The following is an 18,819-nucleotide window of genomic DNA, read 5'->3' as shown; positions in this document are numbered from 1 at the left end:
CATGCTGCGACGCCAGGCCCTCAAACTCGGTAGCGTACTGCTCAGCGCCCTTACCCTGGGCGGCTGGAGCCTGTTCCGCAATAAAGGCAGCGAACCCCTGCTGCTTTCGGCGCGTGACGATGGCGACGGCAAGCACTATGCCGTCGGTTTTCGCCTGGACGGCACCCAGGTGTTCAGCACCCAGGTCGCCCAGCGTTGCCACGCTATCATTCACCACCCCGAGCAGCCGATTGCCCTGTTCGTCGCACGTCGCCCCGGTACCGAGAGCTACCTGGTCGACTTGCGCGACGGTCGCCTGCTGCAAACGGTTGTTTCGCAGCCGAACCGGCACTTCTATGGCCACGCGGTGGTGCACAAGGGTGGCGAATGGCTGTATGCCACCGAGAACGACACCTCCGACCCAGGGCGGGGTGTGCTCGGCGTGTACCGCTTTGAAGGCGAGCGCCTGGTGCATACCGGCGAAATCCCGACCCACGGCATCGGTCCGCACGAGGTCGCCTGGCTACCCGACGGCGAAACGCTGATCGTGGCCAACGGCGGCATTCGCACCGAAGCCGAAAGCCGGGTGGAGATGAACCTCCACGCCATGGAGCCGAGCCTGGTACTGATGCAGCGTGACGGCACCCTGCTGAGCAAGGAAACCCTGGCCCAGCAGATGAACAGCGTGCGCCACCTGGCGGTGGGCAGCGATGGCACCATCGCCGCCTGCCAGCAGTTCATGGGCGATGCCGATGAAACAGCGCAGCTGTTGGCGATCAAGCGCCCGGGCGAGCGATTCAAGGCCTTCCCGGTGCCAGAGCGGCAGCTGCAGGCCATGGCCCAGTACACCGCCAGCGTCGCTATCCACAGCGAGCTGAGGCTGGTGGCGCTGACTGCGCCACGGGCCAACCGGTTGTTTGTCTGGGACCTGGACACGGGTGCGGTGAAGCTGGATGCATCGATGCCCGATTGCGCAGGCGTTGGCGCGGTGAAAGACGGTTTTGTCGTCACCTCCGGGCAGGGCCGTTGCCGGTTTTATGATTGCACCAAGGCCGAACTGGTCGGGCAACCGATGAATCTGCCGTCCGGGTTCTGGGACAACCACCTGCATCTCGTCTGATTTTTCTGCTGCCTTCACTGGCCTCTTCGCGGGCAAGCCCGCTCCCACAGGGACCGTACAATCCGCTGACTACGCGGTTTCTGTGGGAGCGGGCTTGCCCGCGAAGAGGCCGGCACAGGCATTTCACACCCTTTCCACAAAAAACAGTCAATACTTCCCCCATCCACACGTGGGCAGGATCGCCCGTTGTCGTGTCTAAACGAATAACAACCAAATCCAAGGAACCGGACCTATGCTGCGCCGCCGCATGCTCATCATGTTGGCCGTGGTTCTGCTGATCGTGCTGGCCCTGGGGGGCTACAAGGCCTTCTCGATCTACCAGCAGATCCAGATGTTCACTGCCCCCAAGCCGCCCATCACCGTCGCGGCTGCCTTGGCCGAACAGCGCCAGTGGCAAGCGCGCCTGCCCGCCGTGGGCAGCCTCAAGGCACTGCAAGGCGTAGAGCTAAGCCTGGAGGTGGAGGGCATCGTCAAAGCCCTGCACTTCGACTCTGGCCAACAGGTCAAGGCCGGGCAACCGCTACTGCAACTCAACGACGACCAGGAAATCGCCCTGCTCGGCACCGCCCAGGCCGACCTGGGCCTGGCCAAGGTCGATTTCGGCCGTGGCAGCCAGCTGGTCGGCGACTCGGCGATCTCACGCGGCGAGTTCGACCGCCTCACCACCCAGTACCGCCGCAACCAGGCCGTGGTCGAGCAACTCAAGGCGCAGAAGATCAAGAAAAGCATCAACGCCCCGTTCAGCGGCACCATCGGCATCCGCCAGGTGGACATTGGTCAATACCTGGCTGCCGGTACGGTGATAGCGACCTTGCAGGACACGTCCAGCCTCTACGTGGACTTCAACGTCCCCGAACAGGCCCTGCCACAGTTGAGCCTGGGCCAGCAGGTACAGGTACAGGTCGCCGCCTACCCAGGCCAGACCTTCACCGCCAGCCTTAGCGCCATCAACCCCAAGGTCGAGGAAACCACGCGCAACCTGCTGGTACGCGCCACCCTGGCCAACCCCGACGGCAAGCTGCTGCCCGGCATGTTCGCCAATCTACTGATCCTGCTGCCTAATCCACAGCCACAAGTGGTAGTGCCTGAAAGCGCCATTACCTACACCCTGTATGGCAACTCGGTGTACGTCGCCACGCCGAAGAAAGACAAGGACGGCAAGCCGGAGAACGACGACAAGGGCCAACCACAGTTGATTGCCGAACAACGCACCGTACAAACCGGCGAGCGCCGCGACGGCGTGGTGGTGGTCATTAAAGGCTTGCAGGTCGGCGAACAGGTGGTCACCGCCGGGCAGCTGAAGCTCAGCCCAGGCGCCGCCATCCGCATCGGCCAGGACAAAGCCCTCAAGCCCGAGCAGGGCGCGCCGGGCAAGGACTGAGGAGGCTGGCATGGCGTTCACCGACCCGTTCATCCGCCGCCCGGTGCTGGCCAGTGTGGTCAGCCTGCTGATCCTGCTGCTGGGCTTCCAGGCCTGGAACAAACTTCAGATCCGCCAGTACCCGCAAATGGAAAACGCCCTGATCACGGTGACCACCGCCTACCCCGGGGCCAACGCCGAGACCATCCAGGGCTACATCACCCAGCCCCTGCAACAAAGCCTGGCCAGCGCCGAAGGCATCGACTACATGACCTCGGTCAGCCGGCAGAACTTCTCGATCATTTCCATCTACGCGCGGATCGGCGCCGACAGCGACCGCTTGTTCACCGAGTTGCTGGCCAAAGCCAACGAGGTGCGCAACCAGTTGCCCCAGGACTCGGAAGACCCGGTGCTGAGCAAGGAGGCTGCCGATGCCTCGGCGCTGATGTACGTCAGCTTCTATAGCAAGGAAATGAGCAACCCGCAGATCACCGACTACCTGTCGCGGGTCATCCAGCCCAAGCTGGCCACCCTGCCAGGCATGGCCGAGGCGGAGATTCTCGGCAACCAGGTGTTTGCCATGCGTATCTGGATCGACCCGGTAAAGCTGGCCGGCTTCGGCCTGTCGGCCACCGACGTGACCAACGCTGTGCGCCGCTACAACTTTCTCTCTGCTGCCGGTGAGGTGAAAGGCGAGTACGTGGTCACCAGCATCAACGCCAGCACCGAACTGAAGTCGGCTGAGGCGTTTGCCGCCCTGCCGGTCAAGACCAGCGGTGACAGCCGCGTGCTGCTGGGCGACGTGGCGCGGGTGGAGATGGGCGCAGAAAACTACGACACGGTCAGCTCGTTCGACGGCACCCCTTCGGTCTATATCGGCATCAAGGCCACGCCGGCTGCCAACCCGCTGGAAGTGATCAAGGAAGTGCGGCGCATCATGCCCGAGCTGGAACGCCAGTTGCCCTCGACACTGAAGGTGTCGATCGCCTACGACGCCACGCTGTTCATCCAGGCCTCGATCGACGAAGTCATCAAGACCCTAGGCGAGGCAGTGTTGATCGTCATCGTGGTGGTGTTCCTGTTCCTCGGTGCGCTGCGTTCGGTGCTGATCCCGGTGGTGACCATTCCGCTGTCGATGATCGGCGTGCTGTTCTTCATGCAGATGATGGGCTACTCGCTCAACCTGCTGACCTTGCTGGCCATGGTGCTGGCCATCGGCCTGGTGGTCGACGATGCCATTGTCGTGGTGGAAAACATCCACCGGCACATGGAAGAAGGCAAGTCGCCCTTTGACGCGGCCATTGAGGGCGCCCGCGAAATCGCCTTGCCGGTGGTGTCGATGACCATCACCCTGGCGGCCGTGTATGCACCGATCGGCTTCCTCACCGGGCTCACCGGTGCGCTGTTCAAGGAGTTTGCGCTGACCCTGGCCGGCGCGGTGATCATCTCCGGCATCGTGGCACTTACACTGTCACCCATGATGTGCGCCCTGCTGCTGCGCCAGGAGCAGAACTCCAGCGGCCTGGCCCACCGCCTGGACGTGCTGTTCGAACGCCTGAAGGTGCGTTACCAGCGCCTGCTGCACGCCACCCTGGACAGCCGACCGGTGGTGCTGGTGTTCGCCGTGATCATCCTGTGCCTGATACCGGTGCTGCTCAAGTTCACCCAGAACGAACTGGCGCCCAACGAGGACCAAGGGGTGATCTTCATGATGAGCAGCGCGCCGCAGCCGGCCAACCTCGATTACCTCAATGCCTACACCGACGAATTCACCCCATTGTTCAAGGCCTTCCCCGAGTACTACTCGTCGTTCCAGATCAACGGCTTCAACGGCGTACAGACCGGTATCGGCGGTTTCCTGCTCAAACCCTGGAACGAACGCGAGCGCACGCAGATGGAGTTGCTGCCGCTGGTGCAGGCCAAACTCGAGGAAATCGGCGGCCTGCAGATCTTCGGCTTCAACCTGCCCTCCCTGCCCGGCACCGGCGAAGGCCTGCCGTTCCAGTTCGTGATCAATACCGCTGGCGACTACCCGGCACTGCTGGACGTGGCCCAGCGCATCAAGGCCCGCGCTCAAGATTCCGGCAAGTTCGCCTTCCTGGACATCGACCTGGCGTTCGACAAGCCCGAAGTGGTGGTGGACATCGACCGGGCCAAGGCAGCGCAGATGGGGGTATCGATGGACACCCTCGGCGGCACGCTGGCAACCCTGCTGGGTGAAGCCGAGATAAACCGCTTTACCCTTGAAGGCCGTAGCTACAAGGTCATCGCCCAGGTCGAGCGGCCCTACCGCGACAACCCCGGCTGGCTGAACAACTACTACGTGAAGAACGACCAGGGCCAGCTGTTGCCGCTGTCGACCCTGATAACCCTCACCGACCGCGCCCGCCCGCGTCAGCTCAACCAGTTCCAGCAACTGAACTCGGCGATTATCCAGGGCGTGCCGATGGTCAGCCTGGGCGAAGCGCTGAAGACGGTGCAGGACATCGCCCGCGAAGAGGCCCCGGAAGGCTTCGCCTTCGACTACGCAGGCGTGGCGCGCCAGTATGTGCAGGAAGGCAGCGCGCTGTGGGTCACCTTCGGCCTGGCGCTGGCGATCATCTTCCTGGTGCTGGCGGCGCAGTTCGAGAGCTTCCGCGACCCGTTGGTGATCCTGGTGACGGTGCCGTTGTCGATCTGCGGGGCGTTGTTGCCGCTGTTCCTGGGTATATCGAGCATGAACATCTACACCCAGGTCGGGCTGGTGACCTTGATCGGGCTGATCAGCAAACACGGCATCCTGATCGTCGAGTTTGCCAACCAGTTGCGAGAAGAACGCGGCTTGAGCGTGCGCGAAGCCATCGAGGAAGCCGCGGCGATTCGCCTGCGGCCGGTGCTGATGACCACGGCAGCGATGGTGTTTGGCATGGTACCGCTGATTCTGGCAACCGGCGCCGGGGCGGTCAGCCGCTTTGACATCGGTACGGTGATTGCCACCGGGATGTCGATTGGTACGCTGTTTACCCTGTTTGTGCTGCCGTGCATCTACACCTTGCTGGCGCACAAGGCGGTGGCCAAGGAAGCTGCTGTAGCCTGATCCGGCCTCTTCGCGGGCTTGCCCGCTCCCACAGGCACAGCGCCGCTTCTGAAGCTTGCGCCGTACCTGTGGGAGCGGGCAAGCCCGCGAAGAGGCCGGTGAAGCAAAAACAAAAATGCCAGAGGCCCCGCGATTGCGGGGCCTCCGGCATTTCTAGCTCACACCGGGTTCAACCGAACGGCCGCAACCCTTGGCGCATGCCGAACAGGAACAGCAGCAAATCCTGGTCCGGCGCCGCCTGTGCCTGTTGCTGCGGTTTCACATCCCGCGGCAACGCGCACTGGTCAGCCATCTCAGCCTTGCTGAACACTGTCGGCCTCGGCTCTTCCCATGCAGCCACCGCCACGGTGGTCACCGCCAGGCCAGCCACCAGGAACAAAGCTCGAGCTATTTCTAGTTTCATCACTCTAACCCTTTGACAGCGCTGCCAAACGCCATCTTGTAAAAGTAGAGCAGCGTCTGCCATTCCGCGTCATTGATCGACGAATGGCGGCGCAGCTGACGCAGGTCGTTTCCTGCCGCACGCTGGCAGCTGATACGCCGCCTGCACTTTTCCAGGTCCAGCAGTGCCACTTCGACACGAGCCTGCTCGCCTTCGCCAGTCACCTTGATGAATACGTGCTTGCCATACAGGCAGCCGTGCTGCCAGTGCCCCAGGTGCATGCGCGCCAGGTTGTCCGCCAGGTCCTTGTACATGCGCTCATGCACCACCTGCGGGTAACGCTCACGTGCACCTTCGGCATGCCAGGTGTCGAGTTCGACAAAGCCATCCAGCGCCTCGCTGACCAGCAGCGCACGCCACTGGTGCTCGGCATCGCGCTCGACACCACAAAAGACGATCCGCGGTACACGCACGCCCAATTGCTCGAAGCTGTTCAGTGCATCCAGTTCACGCAATACGGTCGGCCGGCCGAAAGGGTGCAGCAGGCTGCGGTAGATATGCCCGACCTGGCGCTTGGCATACAGCAGCTTGCCATTGGCATCATTGAGGCGTTGCACGCCGCTCTCGCCACCGCGGCGCTGGTTAGGCTCCTCGACCCACTCGCCTTGCTGGCGCCAGTAAAAATCGAACCGCGACTCCCCTTTCTGGGCTACAGCCATCAAACACTACCCCTTACGCAATACGTAGACCCGCCACATGGCATAGAACGGCAGGAAGTCGAGGCGTTCCTGGATTCTGAAGCCGGCGGCCATGAATTCTTCTTCGACCGTTTCGGCCGGTAACACGAAACGGTTCTGGTAATTGTCCTGCTCGGCCTTGGCGCTGCGGCGCTGTTCCAGCTTTTTCCGCCGCCAGGCCTTGAAGTTGCCATCCACCCACAGCGAAAGGATCACACTATCACGGCTAACCCGCTGAAATTCCGAAAGTATGGTCTTTCTGTGCGCCGATTCGCCAATGTGGTGGAACAGGCGCATGCAGAAAATGCTGTCTACCGAGTTGTCCGGCAGGTCGATGGCAAATGCCGATGTCTGCAAAGGGCGTACCCGTGCCACCACTTCTGGCGGTTGCGCGGCACAGGCTGTCTCGATCATCGCTTCGGAGTTGTCGGCACCAATGATCACCCGGTTAGGCTTTTCAGCCAGCAACGGCCAGAAACGGCCTGCACCACAGGGCAGGTCCAGTACCAGGCCGGGCTCACCAGCCAATGCCAGGGCGCGGCGCGCCAACTGCTCATCTCGCTTGTGGGAAAGGCGTCGCGCCAGGCCGTCCTGGTGCTTGAGAAAGTACTCGCGGGCATGGTCTTTGTCGTACTTCTCGGAAAATTCAAGCTTGATGGGGCTACGCATTGGGCATCTCCTGACTCCAGTGCGCCCACCTTAGGCAGGCAGGCGTTGGAATCAGGTCATGCCAATGTGAAAAAAATGTTGCGCGCCCTTTAACCTGTTACAACAGATTACTCGACCATGGCGTCCGGGCTGTTCTGGACCTTGGTATTGCTCAAGTCCACCTGGAAACGGCAACCATGCGGCAGGGTCGATGTGAGGGTGACATGCCAGCCCTGGTCGTCGCAGATTCGCTGCACCAGCGACAGGCCAAGGCCCAGGCCCTCGCCGCGCCGCTCATCGCCACGAACGAACGGCTTGAACATCGCCTCGCGCTGCTCTTCGGGGATGCCCACGCCACTGTCCTCCACACTGAAACCGTTGGCTTCCAGGCTTAGTCGGATGTAACCACTGTCGGTGTAGTGGGCGGCATTGCGCAACAGGTTGCCCATTACCGATTGCAGGAACGTGGCGTTGTACAGCACCGGGCTGGCACTGACGCGTCCGTCGAAATACAGGGTCAGGCCCTTCTGCTCGATCGTGTCGCGCCATACGCCGATAAGTTCGTCGGCCACCTCCCGCAGGGTTGCCCTTGAGGCCACGGCACCCTCGTCGCGTTGTGCCCTGGCCAGCATCAGGAAGGTCTGTACCAGCTCGCGCATTTCTTCCGTAGCCCGCGCCACGCGCTCAACCTGGCTGCGCGAACGGGCGTCCAGCGTCGGGTTCTCCATCAGCAGTTCGCACGAGGTGGCCAGCACCATCAAGGGCGTGCGCAGTTCGTGGCTCACGTCACTGGTGAACAGCCGCTCGCGGGTCAGCGCGTCACGCAGGCGGCCCAGGGTATCGTCGAAGGCCACCGCCAACTGGCCTACTTCATCCGCCGCGTAGTCCGGCGCCAGCGGCGGGGCCAGGCCCAGTAACTGGTCGCGGTGCCGTACCTGGCGCGCCAGGCGCACGACCGGCGCCATCACTCGGCGTGCCACCAGCCAACCCAGAATGACGGCCAGCACCAGGCTGAGCACGAAGCCCACCACCACCACGGCGAACAGCACGCGCTCGCGTTCTTCGAAGTCGCTCTGGTCCTGCAACAGCACATAACGGCGGCCATCGACGATCTCGACCATGGCGTGGTACGACAGCTGGTCGCGGAACACCTCGTGGAAGCCCCGGCTCAGGTGGCGCAAGTCTTTGGGTAACTCGAAGTCGTCACGCCCGCCGCTGAAGTAGAACAACTGGTCTGGGCGCGGCCGGTGGCTCCAGTCACTGACACTGTCCATGCGCAGCAGGCGCTGAAGGTCACCGCCCAATACCGAGGAAATCAGCCGCTCTTCGACCAGGTGCACGGTGGCGACAATGCCGAAGGCAAAGGCGCCGGCCACCAGCGCGCTCATCAGCGCAAAGGCGATGATGATGCGCTGGGCAAGGCTTTGCTTAAACTCCATCGCGGCCCTCGGCGAGGCGATAGCCGACGCCATGGACGGTATGCAGCAACGGTTTTTCAAATGGTTTGTCGATTACCTGGCGCAGCTGGTGCACATGGCTGCGCAGGCTGTCGCTGTCGGGGCAGTCGTCGCCCCACAGGGCTTCTTCCAGCACTTCGCGGCGCAGGACGTGCGGGCTTTTCTGCATCAGCACCGCCAGCAACTTGAGGCCGACCGGGTTGAGCTTGAGCAGGCGCCCCTGGCGGGTAACCTCAAGGGTGTCGAGGTCGTAACTGAGGTCGGACACCTGCAACGTGCGGCGCCCGCCGCCCTGGGCGCGGCGCAGCACCGCTTCGATGCGTGCGGCCAGCTCCGACAGGGCGAAAGGCTTGAGCAGGTAATCGTCAGCACCAGAGCGGAAACCTTGTAGGCGGTCGTCCAGCTGGTCGCGGGCGGTCAACATGATCACCGGGGTATCGCGGCGGGCATCTTCGCGCAGGCGCTTGCACAGGGTGTACCCATCGATGCCGGGCAGCATGATGTCCAACACGATCAAGTCGTAGTGTTCGGTGGCAGCCAAGTGCAGGCCGGACAGGCCATCCTGGGCGCAGTCGACGGTGTAGCCCTTCATGCCCAGGTAATCGGCCAGGTTGGCCAGGATATCGCGGTTGTCTTCAACCAAAAGAATGCGCATCGGTTTCTCCTGTGCGGCGCTTCTCGCTGTGGTGCGCGGCAGGCGCAGCTTAAGGCCTATGCTTGCACGGTGCCAGCCCCCAGAAAAATTCACCGCACTTGACGGTTTTTTCACTGATCCTTCACGGACACAGGATAGCGGGCAGCCGACAATGCCCGATCTTTTTCGTGCCCTGGAGCCGTCATGCAGCAACCCATCCGCCCTCGCCCGATCAACTACTGGCTGTACCTGGGCATACCTTTGGCGACTGCGCTGGCCTTGATTCTGCTGGAGCTGACTTCGGTCGACATGGACGTGGCCCAGCTGTTCTTCGACCCGGCAGCCGGGCAGTTCATTGGCCGCCACAGTTACCTGCTGGAAAACATCCTGCACGACCGGGTCAAGCAGGTGGTGATCTTGCTGGGTGTGTTATCGCTGCTGACCTTTGCCGCCAGTTTTTTCTGGAAACGCCTGTTCGGCTGGCGCCGCGAGCTAGGGTGCCTGGTGCTGGCACTGGGCCTGTCCACAGCGTTTGTCACGCCGCTGAAAAAGGTGACCCAGGTGCAATGCCCCTGGAGCCTGACCCAGTTTGGCGGCACGGAAACCTACAGCAAGCTGCTGGAGCCACGACCGGCTACCGACAAGCCTGGGCTGTGCTGGCCAGGCGGGCATGCGGCGACCGGGTTCTGCCTGTTCGGCTTGTTCTTCATGCTGCGTGATCGCAAGCCGCGGCTTGCGCGGGTGGCGTTTGTTGTGGCCTTGCTGGCTGGGTCGGTATTAGGCGTAGGCCGGATGATGCAGGGCGCGCATTTCTTGTCGCACAACGTGTGGACGGGGGTGTTCTGCTGGTTGATCGGGCTGGGGTCGTACTACCTGATCCTGTATCGCCGGGGCATGGTGGAGGCGTCAGTCGCCGAACGTAGCGTTGCCTGACGGAGGGGGCCGCTGCGCGGCCCTATCGCGACACAAGGCCGCTCCTACACGGTAACGCGATCCCTGTAGGAGCGGCCTTGTGTCGCGATAGGGCTGCGCAGCAGCCCCAATGGCTCTCACAGGTAAAACGAAAAAGCCCCGGTTCTCACGAACCGGGGCTTTTTCATACTACTGGGGGTAAGGCTGGCTTACATCATGCCGCCCATGCCACCCATGCCGCCCATGTCTGGCATGCCGCCGGCAGCTGGTGCTTCGCTCGGAGCGTCAGCAATCATGGCTTCGGTGGTGATCATCAGACCGCCAATCGAAGCAGCAGCTTGCAGGGCCGAACGGGTGACCTTGGCTGGGTCCAGGATGCCCATCTCGATCATGTCGCCGTACTCGCCGGTAGCAGCGTTGTAACCGAAGTTACCCGAACCTTGCTTGACCTTGTCGGCCACAACGCTTGGCTCGTCGCCGGCGTTGGCAGTGATCTGGCGCAGCGGGGCTTCAACAGCGCGACGCAGCAGGGCGATACCGACGTTCTGGTCTTCGTTGTCGCCTTTGAGGCCGGCAATGGCAGCCAGGGCGCGAACCAGGGCAACACCACCGCCAGGCACCACGCCTTCTTCAACGGCTGCACGGGTAGCGTGCAGGGCGTCTTCAACGCGGGCTTTCTTCTCTTTCATTTCAACTTCGGTGCCAGCACCGACCTTGATCACGGCAACACCGCCAGCCAGCTTGGCCAGACGCTCTTGCAGCTTCTCACGGTCGTAGTCCGACGAAGTTTCTTCGATCTGGGCGCGGATCTGCTTGACGCGAGCCTGGATGTCGTCTTCGGCGCCAGCGCCGTCGATGATGATGGTGTTTTCCTTGGACAGGGTCACACGCTTGGCGTTACCCAGGTGCTCCAGGGTAGCGGTTTCCAGGGACAGGCCGATTTCTTCGGAGATGACCTGGCCGCCAGTCAGGACGGCGATGTCCTGCAGCATGGCCTTGCGACGGTCGCCGAAGCCTGGAGCCTTGACGGCTGCAACCTTGACGATGCCGCGCATGTTGTTGACTACCAGGGTAGCCAGCGCTTCGCCTTCAACGTCTTCGGCAACGATCAGCAGTGGGCGGCCGGCCTTGGCAACGGCTTCCAGTACTGGCAGCAGCTCACGGATGTTGGAGATCTTCTTGTCGACCAGCAGCAGCAGCGGGCCTTCCAGCTCGGCAACCATGGTGTCCGGCTTGTTGACGAAGTATGGCGACAGGTAGCCACGGTCGAACTGCATGCCTTCTACGACGGACAGTTCGTTTTCCAGGCCCGAGCCTTCTTCAACGGTGATCACGCCTTCTTTACCGACTTTTTCCATGGCTTCGGCAATGATGTTGCCGATGGAGTCGTCAGAGTTGGCGGAGATGGTGCCTACCTGGGCGATGGCCTTGGAGTCGGCGCATGGCTTGGACAGGTTCTTCAGCTCGGCAACGACGGCAGCAGTGGCCTTGTCGATACCGCGCTTCAGGTCCATCGGGTTCATGCCGGCAGCGACGGCTTTCAGGCCTTCGTTGACGATGGCCTGAGCCAGAACGGTAGCGGTGGTGGTGCCGTCACCGGCAGCATCGTTGGCCTTGGAAGCAACTTCCTTGACCAGCTGGGCGCCCATGTTTTCGAAGGCGTCTTTCAGCTCGATTTCTTTGGCGACGGAAACGCCGTCCTTGGTGATGGTTGGCGCGCCGAAGCTCTTGGCCAGTACCACGTTACGGCCTTTCGGGCCCAGGGTCGCTTTTACCGCGTCAGCCAGAACGTTGACACCAACCAGCATTTTCTTACGAGCGGAATCGCCGAATTTTACGTCTTTAGCAGCCATGATCGTTTAATCCTTGGAATTCTTTGGAGTAACGGGAAGTCGGGGAAATCAGCCTTCGATAACGGCGAGGATTTCGTTCTCGGCCATGACCAGCAGGTCTTCGCCATCGACTTTCACGGTGTTGCTGCCCGAGTAAGGGCCGAAGACCACTTTGTCACCCACTTTCACGGCCAGCGCGCGAACTTCGCCGTTGTCCAGGATGCGACCGGTGCCGACGGCTACAACTTCACCGCGGTTTGGTTTTTCAGCGGCCGAACCCGGCAGGACGATACCGCCAGCGGTTTTCGATTCTTCTTCGCTGCGACGGATAACGACGCGGTCATGCAGAGGACGAAGCTTCATTGTCGATCTCTCCCAAATTGTGGTTTTCATCGGCCGGTATCGACACCGGCGGGTTGATGCTGTCCGGCGTTGCCGGGGAGTGGCCCGCAATGGGCGAACCACCTGTGTCATGTCTGGCGTAACCACCAGAAACCTTGCGGTGACCACATACATGAGGCCGCCATATTCAATTACAAGGCTTGATATACAAAATTTTTCTTCAGGCTGAAAAACACCGGGGCCGCATCTGCGGCCCCGGGTGTTTTACTTGTCGCGGCGCTCGTACTCGCCTTCGATCACATTCGGACGGTGGCCACTCTCACGTGGTCGCGCCTGGAACGGGTCGTCCTGGAATGCACGCTGGCGCATGGCCTGGGCCTCGGCACGCTCGCGCATCTTGCGTGCGGCCAGGTGGCGGGTGAACGGCAGCAGGCACAGCAGGCCCAGCACGTCGCTGATGAAGCCTGGCAGCAGCAGCAGGCCGCCACCGACCGCCAGCATCATGCCCTGGAACATGTCCTCGGCGGGCAGTTCGCCACGCTGCAGGCTTTCACGGGCACGCAATGCGGTGGCCAGGCCGGCCACGCGCATCACCAGCACACCCAGGGCGGAGCCGGCGATGATCAACAGCAGCGCCGGGAAAAACCCGATGGCCGCGCTGACCTTCACGAAAACGAAAAGCTCCAGCACGGGAAACAGCAGAAGCAACAGTAGAAAAGCACGCATCAAAGCAATCCTCGTTGGAAGAGAACCTTCCTGTAAGACCTACAGATGGATGCGTATGCTCGGCTTTTCAACCCTCGGCTGCCGTCGCAACCGGCCACTGGTCGGCGCGCGCCAGTAAAACCAGGGCTTCGCGGACTTGTGTCGGCGTGTTGCAAGTACTGGGGAAAGGCAACCAGTGCAGCGCCTGGCCAATGCGCAGGTGCATGCCTTCACTATCGACCCCGGCCATTTGCGCCGGAGCATGGCGTGGCAGGTCGGTCAGCTCCACATAGTGGGCGATGGCGTTGGCGTGATCGCTGTTCATGTGCTCGACCATGCTTGCCTCGGCCTTGCCGGCGAACGGGTTGGCCAGGGTCACCTGGTCCAGCCAGTGGATCGCGCCGAAGCCGCCGATGTAGCGGTGCCGTACCGGCTGCAGCACCCAGAAGTCGAAGTCGTGGGCCTTGTGGTAGTTGCCGGCATCGGGGAAGTAGCGGTAGTAGCGTTCGGCGGCAGCCTCGATGGCGGCTTCTTCGACCAGCTTGTGCGCCTCGGCCATCACCGTCAGGCGCCCCACGGCTTGCACGTCCTCGGCCTCGCGCTCCCCCACCAGCAGCGAGCACTTGGGGTCTTTCTGCAGGTTGTGGGTGTGCTGGGCGATGCGGCTGATGAGGATCAGCGGGTTGCCCTGGGCGTCCAGGCAGTACGGCACGACCGAACCGAACGGGAAGCCAGGCATCGACTTGGAATGGGTCGAGAGCACGCCGCGGTATTCCTTGAGCAGCAGTTCCCGGGCGGGGCGGATGGCGTTGGTACTCACTTGGGGGCGGCTCCTGGTGGGGGACTGAATGCAGACAAGATAAGCATTATCAGTTCCAGTGCCAATGGGGCTGCTGCGCAGCCCTTTCGCGACACAAGGCCGCTCCTACAGGTTGTACGCGATCCCCTGTAGGAGCGGCCTTGTGTCGCGATGGGCCGCAAAGCGGCCCCAAAAAACTACCAGGTCACGCCGAAGCCTGCGGTATAGCGGGTCTTGTCCAGGTCACTCTCACGCGTCCCGGTGATGATGTCCTTCTCCGCCTTGAGGTTGAGCGAGGCCCACTCGGTAACCTTGTAGCGCAGGCCAACTTCGGCATCCAGCGAGTAGTCCGCCACGCCGCCCAGCGGCTTGGCGAACTCGCCGTTGGTGAACAGCTGCACGTTCTTGCCGATCAGGTAGCGGGTGTAGTCCCACTTCACCGCCGCGGAGTAGAAATTGTCCTTGCTGCCATCCTGGTATTCGAAGTCGGTACGGTTGACCAGCGAACCCAGCGAGAACGCCCCCAGTTCGTCATCCCAGAACTGGTAACCCGGGCCGGTACCCACGGTGCGCTGACGGGCCAGGTCTTCGATGCGGTCGCGCTTGTATTCCGCACGGCCCTGCCAGAACCACTTCTCGGTCATGAAACGGTCCAGGGCGTACTCGGCGCTCCAGTTGTCGGTGGTGGTGACGTCGTCCTTGGTCTCGCGGTTGTACTCGCCTTCGGCGTTGTGTCGCCAGCGGCCGTGACGGGCCGTGGTCTTGAAGCCGATGTCGTAATCGTCGGTATCATTCTCGGCACGCTTGTAGTCCAGCGCCACGTCGACGTTGCCCTTCCACACGAAGTCCTCGACCAGTGGCTTGGGCTTCATGATCTGCTCGATGCTTGCCAGCTCCACGGTCTTCGGCGCCTCGCCATTGGCCAGGGTGACCTTGCCAGGCTCGGCCGCTTTGAGCGATTTGGCCTTTTCTCCGGTGTAGGCATCTTGCTTGACCAGCATTTCCTGGTCGCTTTCCAGGGTCTGGACTTCTTTCCAGTCCAGGGCGATGGACCCACCGTAAGGGGTTTCCAGCAGCAGCTTGCCACCGTCGAAGACTTTGATCTTGCCGCTGAGCCGGTCACCGTTCTTCATCCACACGGTGTCGGCGAACACCGGGGCGGCGCACAAGGATGCAGCGAGCAGGCACAACAACGATCTAGAATTCATAAGCGGACTACGGGTTCGATTTGACGAAAAAAGCCGGGCATTATCCAGATACCAACGCCCAGAGCAAGGACAGACCGGGTACTTGGCGTTGAGTTCAACTCTCATTTGCCGGACCACCGGTCCGTTTTCATCTGTAGCCCAAGGGGGGCGTGATGTCTGATGGATATGAACACGCCTTGGTATCCGCCGAGGGCCGACGAACGGCGCTATATTCAGTACTTGGCCAGGTGCCTAGCGGCAAGGTGGTGAGCTACGGCCAGCTGGCCGAGCTGGCGGGGCTTGGCCGCGCAGCGCGCTGGGTCGGGCGCACCCTCGGGCAGTTGCCTGCGGACACCCGCCTGCCCTGGCACCGGGTGCTCGGTGCAGGTGGGCGGTTGAGCCTGGCAATGGGTACCCCGTCGGGGGATGAACAAAGGGCGCGACTACGCGCGGAAGGTGTGAATGTAACCAACAATCGTGTGGATATGACGCGCCATGGCTGGCGCCCAATGGAGCACAGCGGTTAGAGTGCGCGCTTTGTTTTCGCAAACTTGAGGCAGATGTTGGCCCATGCCCCGTAAAACCTGGCGCGCTGCGCTTGCTGCCTATGCCAGCCCGTCAACCTTGGTACTTTTGCTGCTCGGTTTCGCCGCCGGTCTGCCCTACATGCTGGTTTTCTCGACCCTGTCGGTGTGGCTGCGTGAAGCCGGCGTTGCCCGCGAGACCATTGGTTACGCCAGCCTGATCGGCTTGGCCTACGCCTTCAAGTGGGTGTGGTCGCCGCTGCTCGACCAATGGCGCCTGCCACTGCTGGGTGGACTGGGTCGGCGCCGTTCGTGGCTGCTGTTGTCGCAAGCGCTGGTAGTCATCGGCCTGGTCGGCATGAGCCTGTGCGACCCGCAACAACACCTGTCGTGGCTGATCGCCATGGCCGTTTTGGTGGCCTTTGCCTCGGCTACCCAGGACATTGCCGTAGACGCCTACCGCCTGGAAATCGCCGACGACCAGCGCCAGGCTGCGCTCGCCGCCAGCTACATGGCCGGCTACCGGGTAGCAGCCTTGCTGGCCACGGCCGGCGCCCTGTTCTTCGCCGAGTGGTTCGGGTCCACCGGTTTCAGCTACCTGCACAAGGCCTGGGCCGGCACCTACGTCATGTTCGGGGTGATGATGCTGCCTGCCCTGTTCACCACCCTGGTCATGCGCGAGCCGCCAGTGCCCCTGCGCACCCAATTGTCGGCTGCGCGCTATGGGCTGGTGCACCAGCTGGCGTCGGTGTTCGTGCTGATCATCCTGCTGGTGTCGGTGCCGGCCAGCTTCACCCAGATGTTCAATACCGGCTGGTCCAGCGTCATTTCCGGCGATGCCACGCCGCTTGACCTGCTGCTGGAAGACCGCGCTTTCCTGCGCCTGATCCTGTATGTGCTGCTGAGCTGGGCGTGCTTGTCGAGCCTCGGCCGTCGCGGCCTGGCACCGGTACTTACGCCGGTCCACGACTTCATTGCGCGCTACCGCTGGCAGGCCCTGCTGCTGCTCGGCCTGATTGCCACCTATCGCATGTCCGATACCGTGATGGGCGTGATGGCCAACGTGTTCTACATCGACATGGGTTTCACCAAGGACCAGATCGCCAGTGTCAGCAAGATCTTCGGCCTGATCATGACCCTGGTCGGCGCCGGGGTCGGCGGCCTGTTGATCGTGCGCTTCGGCATCATGCCTATCCTGTTCATCGGCGGCGCGGCCTCAGCTGCCACCAACATCCTGTTCCTGATGCTGGCCGACATGGGGCCAAACCTGGAAATGCTGGTGGTGACCATCTCGCTGGACAACTTCAGCTCCGGCTTGGCCACTTCTGCCTTCGTTGCCTACCTGTCGAGCCTGACCAACCTGAAATTCTCGGCCACCCAGTACGCACTGCTCAGCTCGATCATGCTGCTGCTGCCGCGTCTGATCGGCGGGTATTCGGGGGTGATGGTGGAGAAGTTCGGTTACCACGACTTCTTCCTGATTACCGCATTGCTGGGTGTTCCCACGCTGATCCTGATCGCCCTGCAGTGGCGCCAGGAGGCCGGGCGGGGTACGCCGGTGGCAGAGGAAAACTCGGCGGCCGAGCGGCCCTGACAGATTGTTAGCGCCTGTGCTGGCCTCTTCGCGGGCTTGCCCGCTCCCACAGGAATCGCACAGATCTCAAGGGCTGTGCGGTACCTGTGGGAGCGGGCGAGCCCGCGAAGAGGCCGGTGCAGGCAAAGACGATTACTGAGTAACAGCCCCTTCCCCAGGCCGCCCACCCACCACAAACCACAGCGGCCACAGCGCCAGTGCCCCTGCCACCCCCGCCGCCAGGGCAAAGTGCAGCAAGCTGGCCCCGGCACCAATCATCGCCAGCACCGCACCGCCCAGCCCCAGCAAGGCAATGGTGATCATCCCCAACATGGCCGAAACCAGGCCCTTGCTCTGTTCACTGGAGAACAGCGTCATGCGGTACAGCACCGCGTTGGCTACGCCCAGCCCCAACGCGTACAAAGACATGCCTGCTACCACGCTGGTCACGCTCGGCCAGTACCAGGTCGCCAGCACCATCAGGCACAGGCCAGCCAGGTACGGCCACAGCGCCCCCCGCACCAGTGCGGGCAACGGGTAGCGGTCGGCGATGCGGTTGATGATCAGGTTGCCAAGGATCAGACCACCGAACACCGGCAGCTGCCACAAGGCATATGCCATTGTGCTCAAGCCCTCATCGTGAATCAGCAACACCGGCGACAGGCCGATCCAGCCAATCAGCGGCAAGCCGACCAGCCCCAGGGCGGCACTGCCGGCAACGAAGCGACGGTTGGCCAGCAATTGGCCGTAACCGGCCAGCAACGGCAGCAGGTGAATCGGGGTAAACGCCAGGCGAGAACCGTCACGGCGCTCAACACCCAGGGTTTCCGGCATCAACCGGTACAACAGCACCCAGGCCAGCACCGCGCCGATGGCAAAGGCCACGAACAGCCAGCGCCAGTCCAGCCACTGCAACAGCAACGTGCCCACCAGCGGCCCCAGCAGCGGTGACAGCAAGGCAATATTGGCCAGCAAGGCCATCATGCGTACGGCATCTGCCTCGCTAAAGGCTTCGTTCAGCGCGGGGTAGCTGACCGTGACCACAAAGCCCAGGCCGATCCCCTGCAACAGGCGCAGCAGGTTGAACAGGCCGATGTCGTGGACCCAGAACGTCGCCAGGCAGGCCACGCCGAAGAACGCGCAACCGGCCAGCAGCAGCGGGCGCCGGCCATAACGGTCGGCCAGCGGCCCGATCAGCCATTGCAGCACCACGCCGCCCAGCAGGTACAGGTTGAGGGCGTGGGGGATGTACTCGGGGCTGGCGTTCAGGTCGCCCACCACCACCGGCATGGCCGGCATGACCGCGTCGCTGGCCAGGTAGGTCAGCAGCTCGAACAGGGCCAGGGTAAGGCCGAACAGCAGGGCGCGCAGGGGCGTGATGTAAAGCAGTGGTTTCATGATGGCGTATCGGGTGTGGCAACTGGGGTCAGGCTATATGCCAGAAACGGCGAGGGTTTGCTGTGAACAAGTGTAAAAAAGCGGGGCCGCTTCGCGCCCCATCGCGACACAAGGCCGCTCCTACAGAGATCGCGTAACCCCTGTAGGAGCGGCC

Annotated in this window: 17 protein-coding genes; 6 read left to right on the top strand and 11 right to left on the bottom strand. The window is 62.5% G+C overall.

What is annotated here, in order from left to right; genetic code table 11:
- Nucleotide 1 precedes the first annotated feature (1 nt).
- The 3 genes from ACQKPZ_RS25050 (at nt 2) to ACQKPZ_RS25040 (ending at nt 5,535) form a co-directional block, all read left to right on the top strand.
- Entirely contained in the window at nt 2-1,099 is a 1,098-nt protein-coding gene (locus ACQKPZ_RS25050; protein WP_427543431.1) for a DUF1513 domain-containing protein, read from the top strand.
- 232 nt (nt 1,100-1,331) lie between these two features.
- The gene (locus tag ACQKPZ_RS25045; protein WP_427543428.1) at nt 1,332-2,480 is read left to right on the top strand and encodes an efflux RND transporter periplasmic adaptor subunit; all 1,149 of its coding nucleotides are present in this window, start codon (nt 1,332-1,334) and stop codon (nt 2,478-2,480) included.
- Between the two features lie 10 nt (nt 2,481-2,490).
- Complete coding sequence (locus ACQKPZ_RS25040; protein ID WP_427543425.1) at nt 2,491-5,535, top strand: multidrug efflux RND transporter permease subunit; 3,045 nt, start codon at nt 2,491-2,493, stop codon at nt 5,533-5,535.
- Between the two features lie 169 nt (nt 5,536-5,704).
- Here ACQKPZ_RS25040 and ACQKPZ_RS25035 read toward each other — a convergent pair whose 3' ends face one another.
- The 5 genes from ACQKPZ_RS25035 to colR form a co-directional block, all read right to left on the bottom strand.
- Nucleotides 5,705-5,938: a hypothetical protein gene (locus ACQKPZ_RS25035; protein ID WP_284354419.1), complete on the bottom strand. Its 234-nt coding sequence runs from the start codon at nt 5,936-5,938 to the stop codon at nt 5,705-5,707.
- On the bottom strand, nt 5,938-6,636 hold the full coding sequence (locus tag ACQKPZ_RS25030; protein WP_427543422.1) for a lipopolysaccharide kinase InaA family protein: 699 nt from the start codon (nt 6,634-6,636) through the stop codon (nt 5,938-5,940). The genes ACQKPZ_RS25035 and ACQKPZ_RS25030 overlap by 1 nt, the downstream gene beginning before the upstream one ends.
- Nucleotides 6,637-6,642: 6 nt before the next feature.
- On the bottom strand, nt 6,643-7,323 hold the full coding sequence (locus tag ACQKPZ_RS25025; protein WP_372029413.1) for a class I SAM-dependent methyltransferase: 681 nt from the start codon (nt 7,321-7,323) through the stop codon (nt 6,643-6,645).
- A 107-nt stretch (nt 7,324-7,430) separates the two neighbouring features.
- Nucleotides 7,431-8,741: a sensor histidine kinase gene (locus ACQKPZ_RS25020; RefSeq protein ID WP_427543419.1), complete on the bottom strand. Its 1,311-nt coding sequence runs from the start codon at nt 8,739-8,741 to the stop codon at nt 7,431-7,433.
- A complete protein-coding gene (gene colR / locus ACQKPZ_RS25015; RefSeq protein WP_016488935.1) occupies nt 8,731-9,414 on the bottom strand; it encodes a two-component system response regulator ColR in 684 nt (227 codons plus the stop codon). Before colR ends, ACQKPZ_RS25020 begins: the two co-directional genes overlap by 11 nt.
- A gap of 183 nt (nt 9,415-9,597) precedes the next feature.
- On the opposite strand from colR, the gene ACQKPZ_RS25010 reads away from it, so the two are divergent.
- Complete coding sequence (locus ACQKPZ_RS25010; protein WP_427543416.1) at nt 9,598-10,326, top strand: phosphatase PAP2 family protein; 729 nt, start codon at nt 9,598-9,600, stop codon at nt 10,324-10,326.
- 188 nt (nt 10,327-10,514) lie between these two features.
- Here ACQKPZ_RS25010 and groL read toward each other — a convergent pair whose 3' ends face one another.
- The 5 genes from groL to ACQKPZ_RS24985 all read right to left on the bottom strand — a co-directional run bounded on the left by groL (nt 10,515) and on the right by ACQKPZ_RS24985 (nt 15,191).
- On the bottom strand, nt 10,515-12,158 hold the full coding sequence (groL, locus tag ACQKPZ_RS25005; RefSeq protein ID WP_427543413.1) for a chaperonin GroEL: 1,644 nt from the start codon (nt 12,156-12,158) through the stop codon (nt 10,515-10,517).
- 48 nt (nt 12,159-12,206) lie between these two features.
- Nucleotides 12,207-12,500 (bottom strand): co-chaperone GroES, encoded by a 294-nt coding sequence (locus ACQKPZ_RS25000; protein WP_003260750.1) that lies wholly within the window; start codon nt 12,498-12,500, stop codon nt 12,207-12,209.
- A 243-nt stretch (nt 12,501-12,743) separates the two neighbouring features.
- On the bottom strand, nt 12,744-13,205 hold the full coding sequence (locus ACQKPZ_RS24995) for an FxsA family protein (protein ID WP_391127749.1): 462 nt from the start codon (nt 13,203-13,205) through the stop codon (nt 12,744-12,746).
- 67 nt (nt 13,206-13,272) lie between these two features.
- Nucleotides 13,273-14,004, bottom strand: a complete 732-nt coding sequence (locus ACQKPZ_RS24990) for a HugZ family protein (RefSeq protein WP_427543410.1) — start codon at nt 14,002-14,004, stop codon at nt 13,273-13,275.
- A gap of 176 nt (nt 14,005-14,180) precedes the next feature.
- Nucleotides 14,181-15,191 (bottom strand): DUF481 domain-containing protein, encoded by a 1,011-nt coding sequence (locus ACQKPZ_RS24985; protein WP_391127743.1) that lies wholly within the window; start codon nt 15,189-15,191, stop codon nt 14,181-14,183.
- A gap of 152 nt (nt 15,192-15,343) precedes the next feature.
- Here ACQKPZ_RS24985 and ACQKPZ_RS24980 point away from each other — a divergent pair, with 152 nt between their 5' ends.
- A complete protein-coding gene (locus ACQKPZ_RS24980) occupies nt 15,344-15,697 on the top strand; it encodes an MGMT family protein (RefSeq protein ID WP_427543407.1) in 354 nt (117 codons plus the stop codon).
- A gap of 43 nt (nt 15,698-15,740) precedes the next feature.
- A complete protein-coding gene (locus ACQKPZ_RS24975; RefSeq protein WP_427543405.1) occupies nt 15,741-17,288 on the top strand; it encodes an AmpG family muropeptide MFS transporter in 1,548 nt (515 codons plus the stop codon).
- A 132-nt stretch (nt 17,289-17,420) separates the two neighbouring features.
- On the opposite strand, the gene ACQKPZ_RS24970 is transcribed toward ACQKPZ_RS24975, so the two are convergent.
- A complete protein-coding gene (locus tag ACQKPZ_RS24970; RefSeq protein WP_427543402.1) occupies nt 17,421-18,665 on the bottom strand; it encodes an MFS transporter in 1,245 nt (414 codons plus the stop codon).
- Between the last annotated feature and the right edge of the window lie 154 nt (nt 18,666-18,819).

It is taken from the genome of Pseudomonas sp. NPDC089547 (assembly GCF_050280665.1).
Lineage (GTDB): Bacteria > Pseudomonadota > Gammaproteobacteria > Pseudomonadales > Pseudomonadaceae > Aquipseudomonas.
The sequence above is the reverse complement of the archived record's forward strand: the minus strand, read 5'-3'. Positions and strand labels throughout refer to the sequence as shown.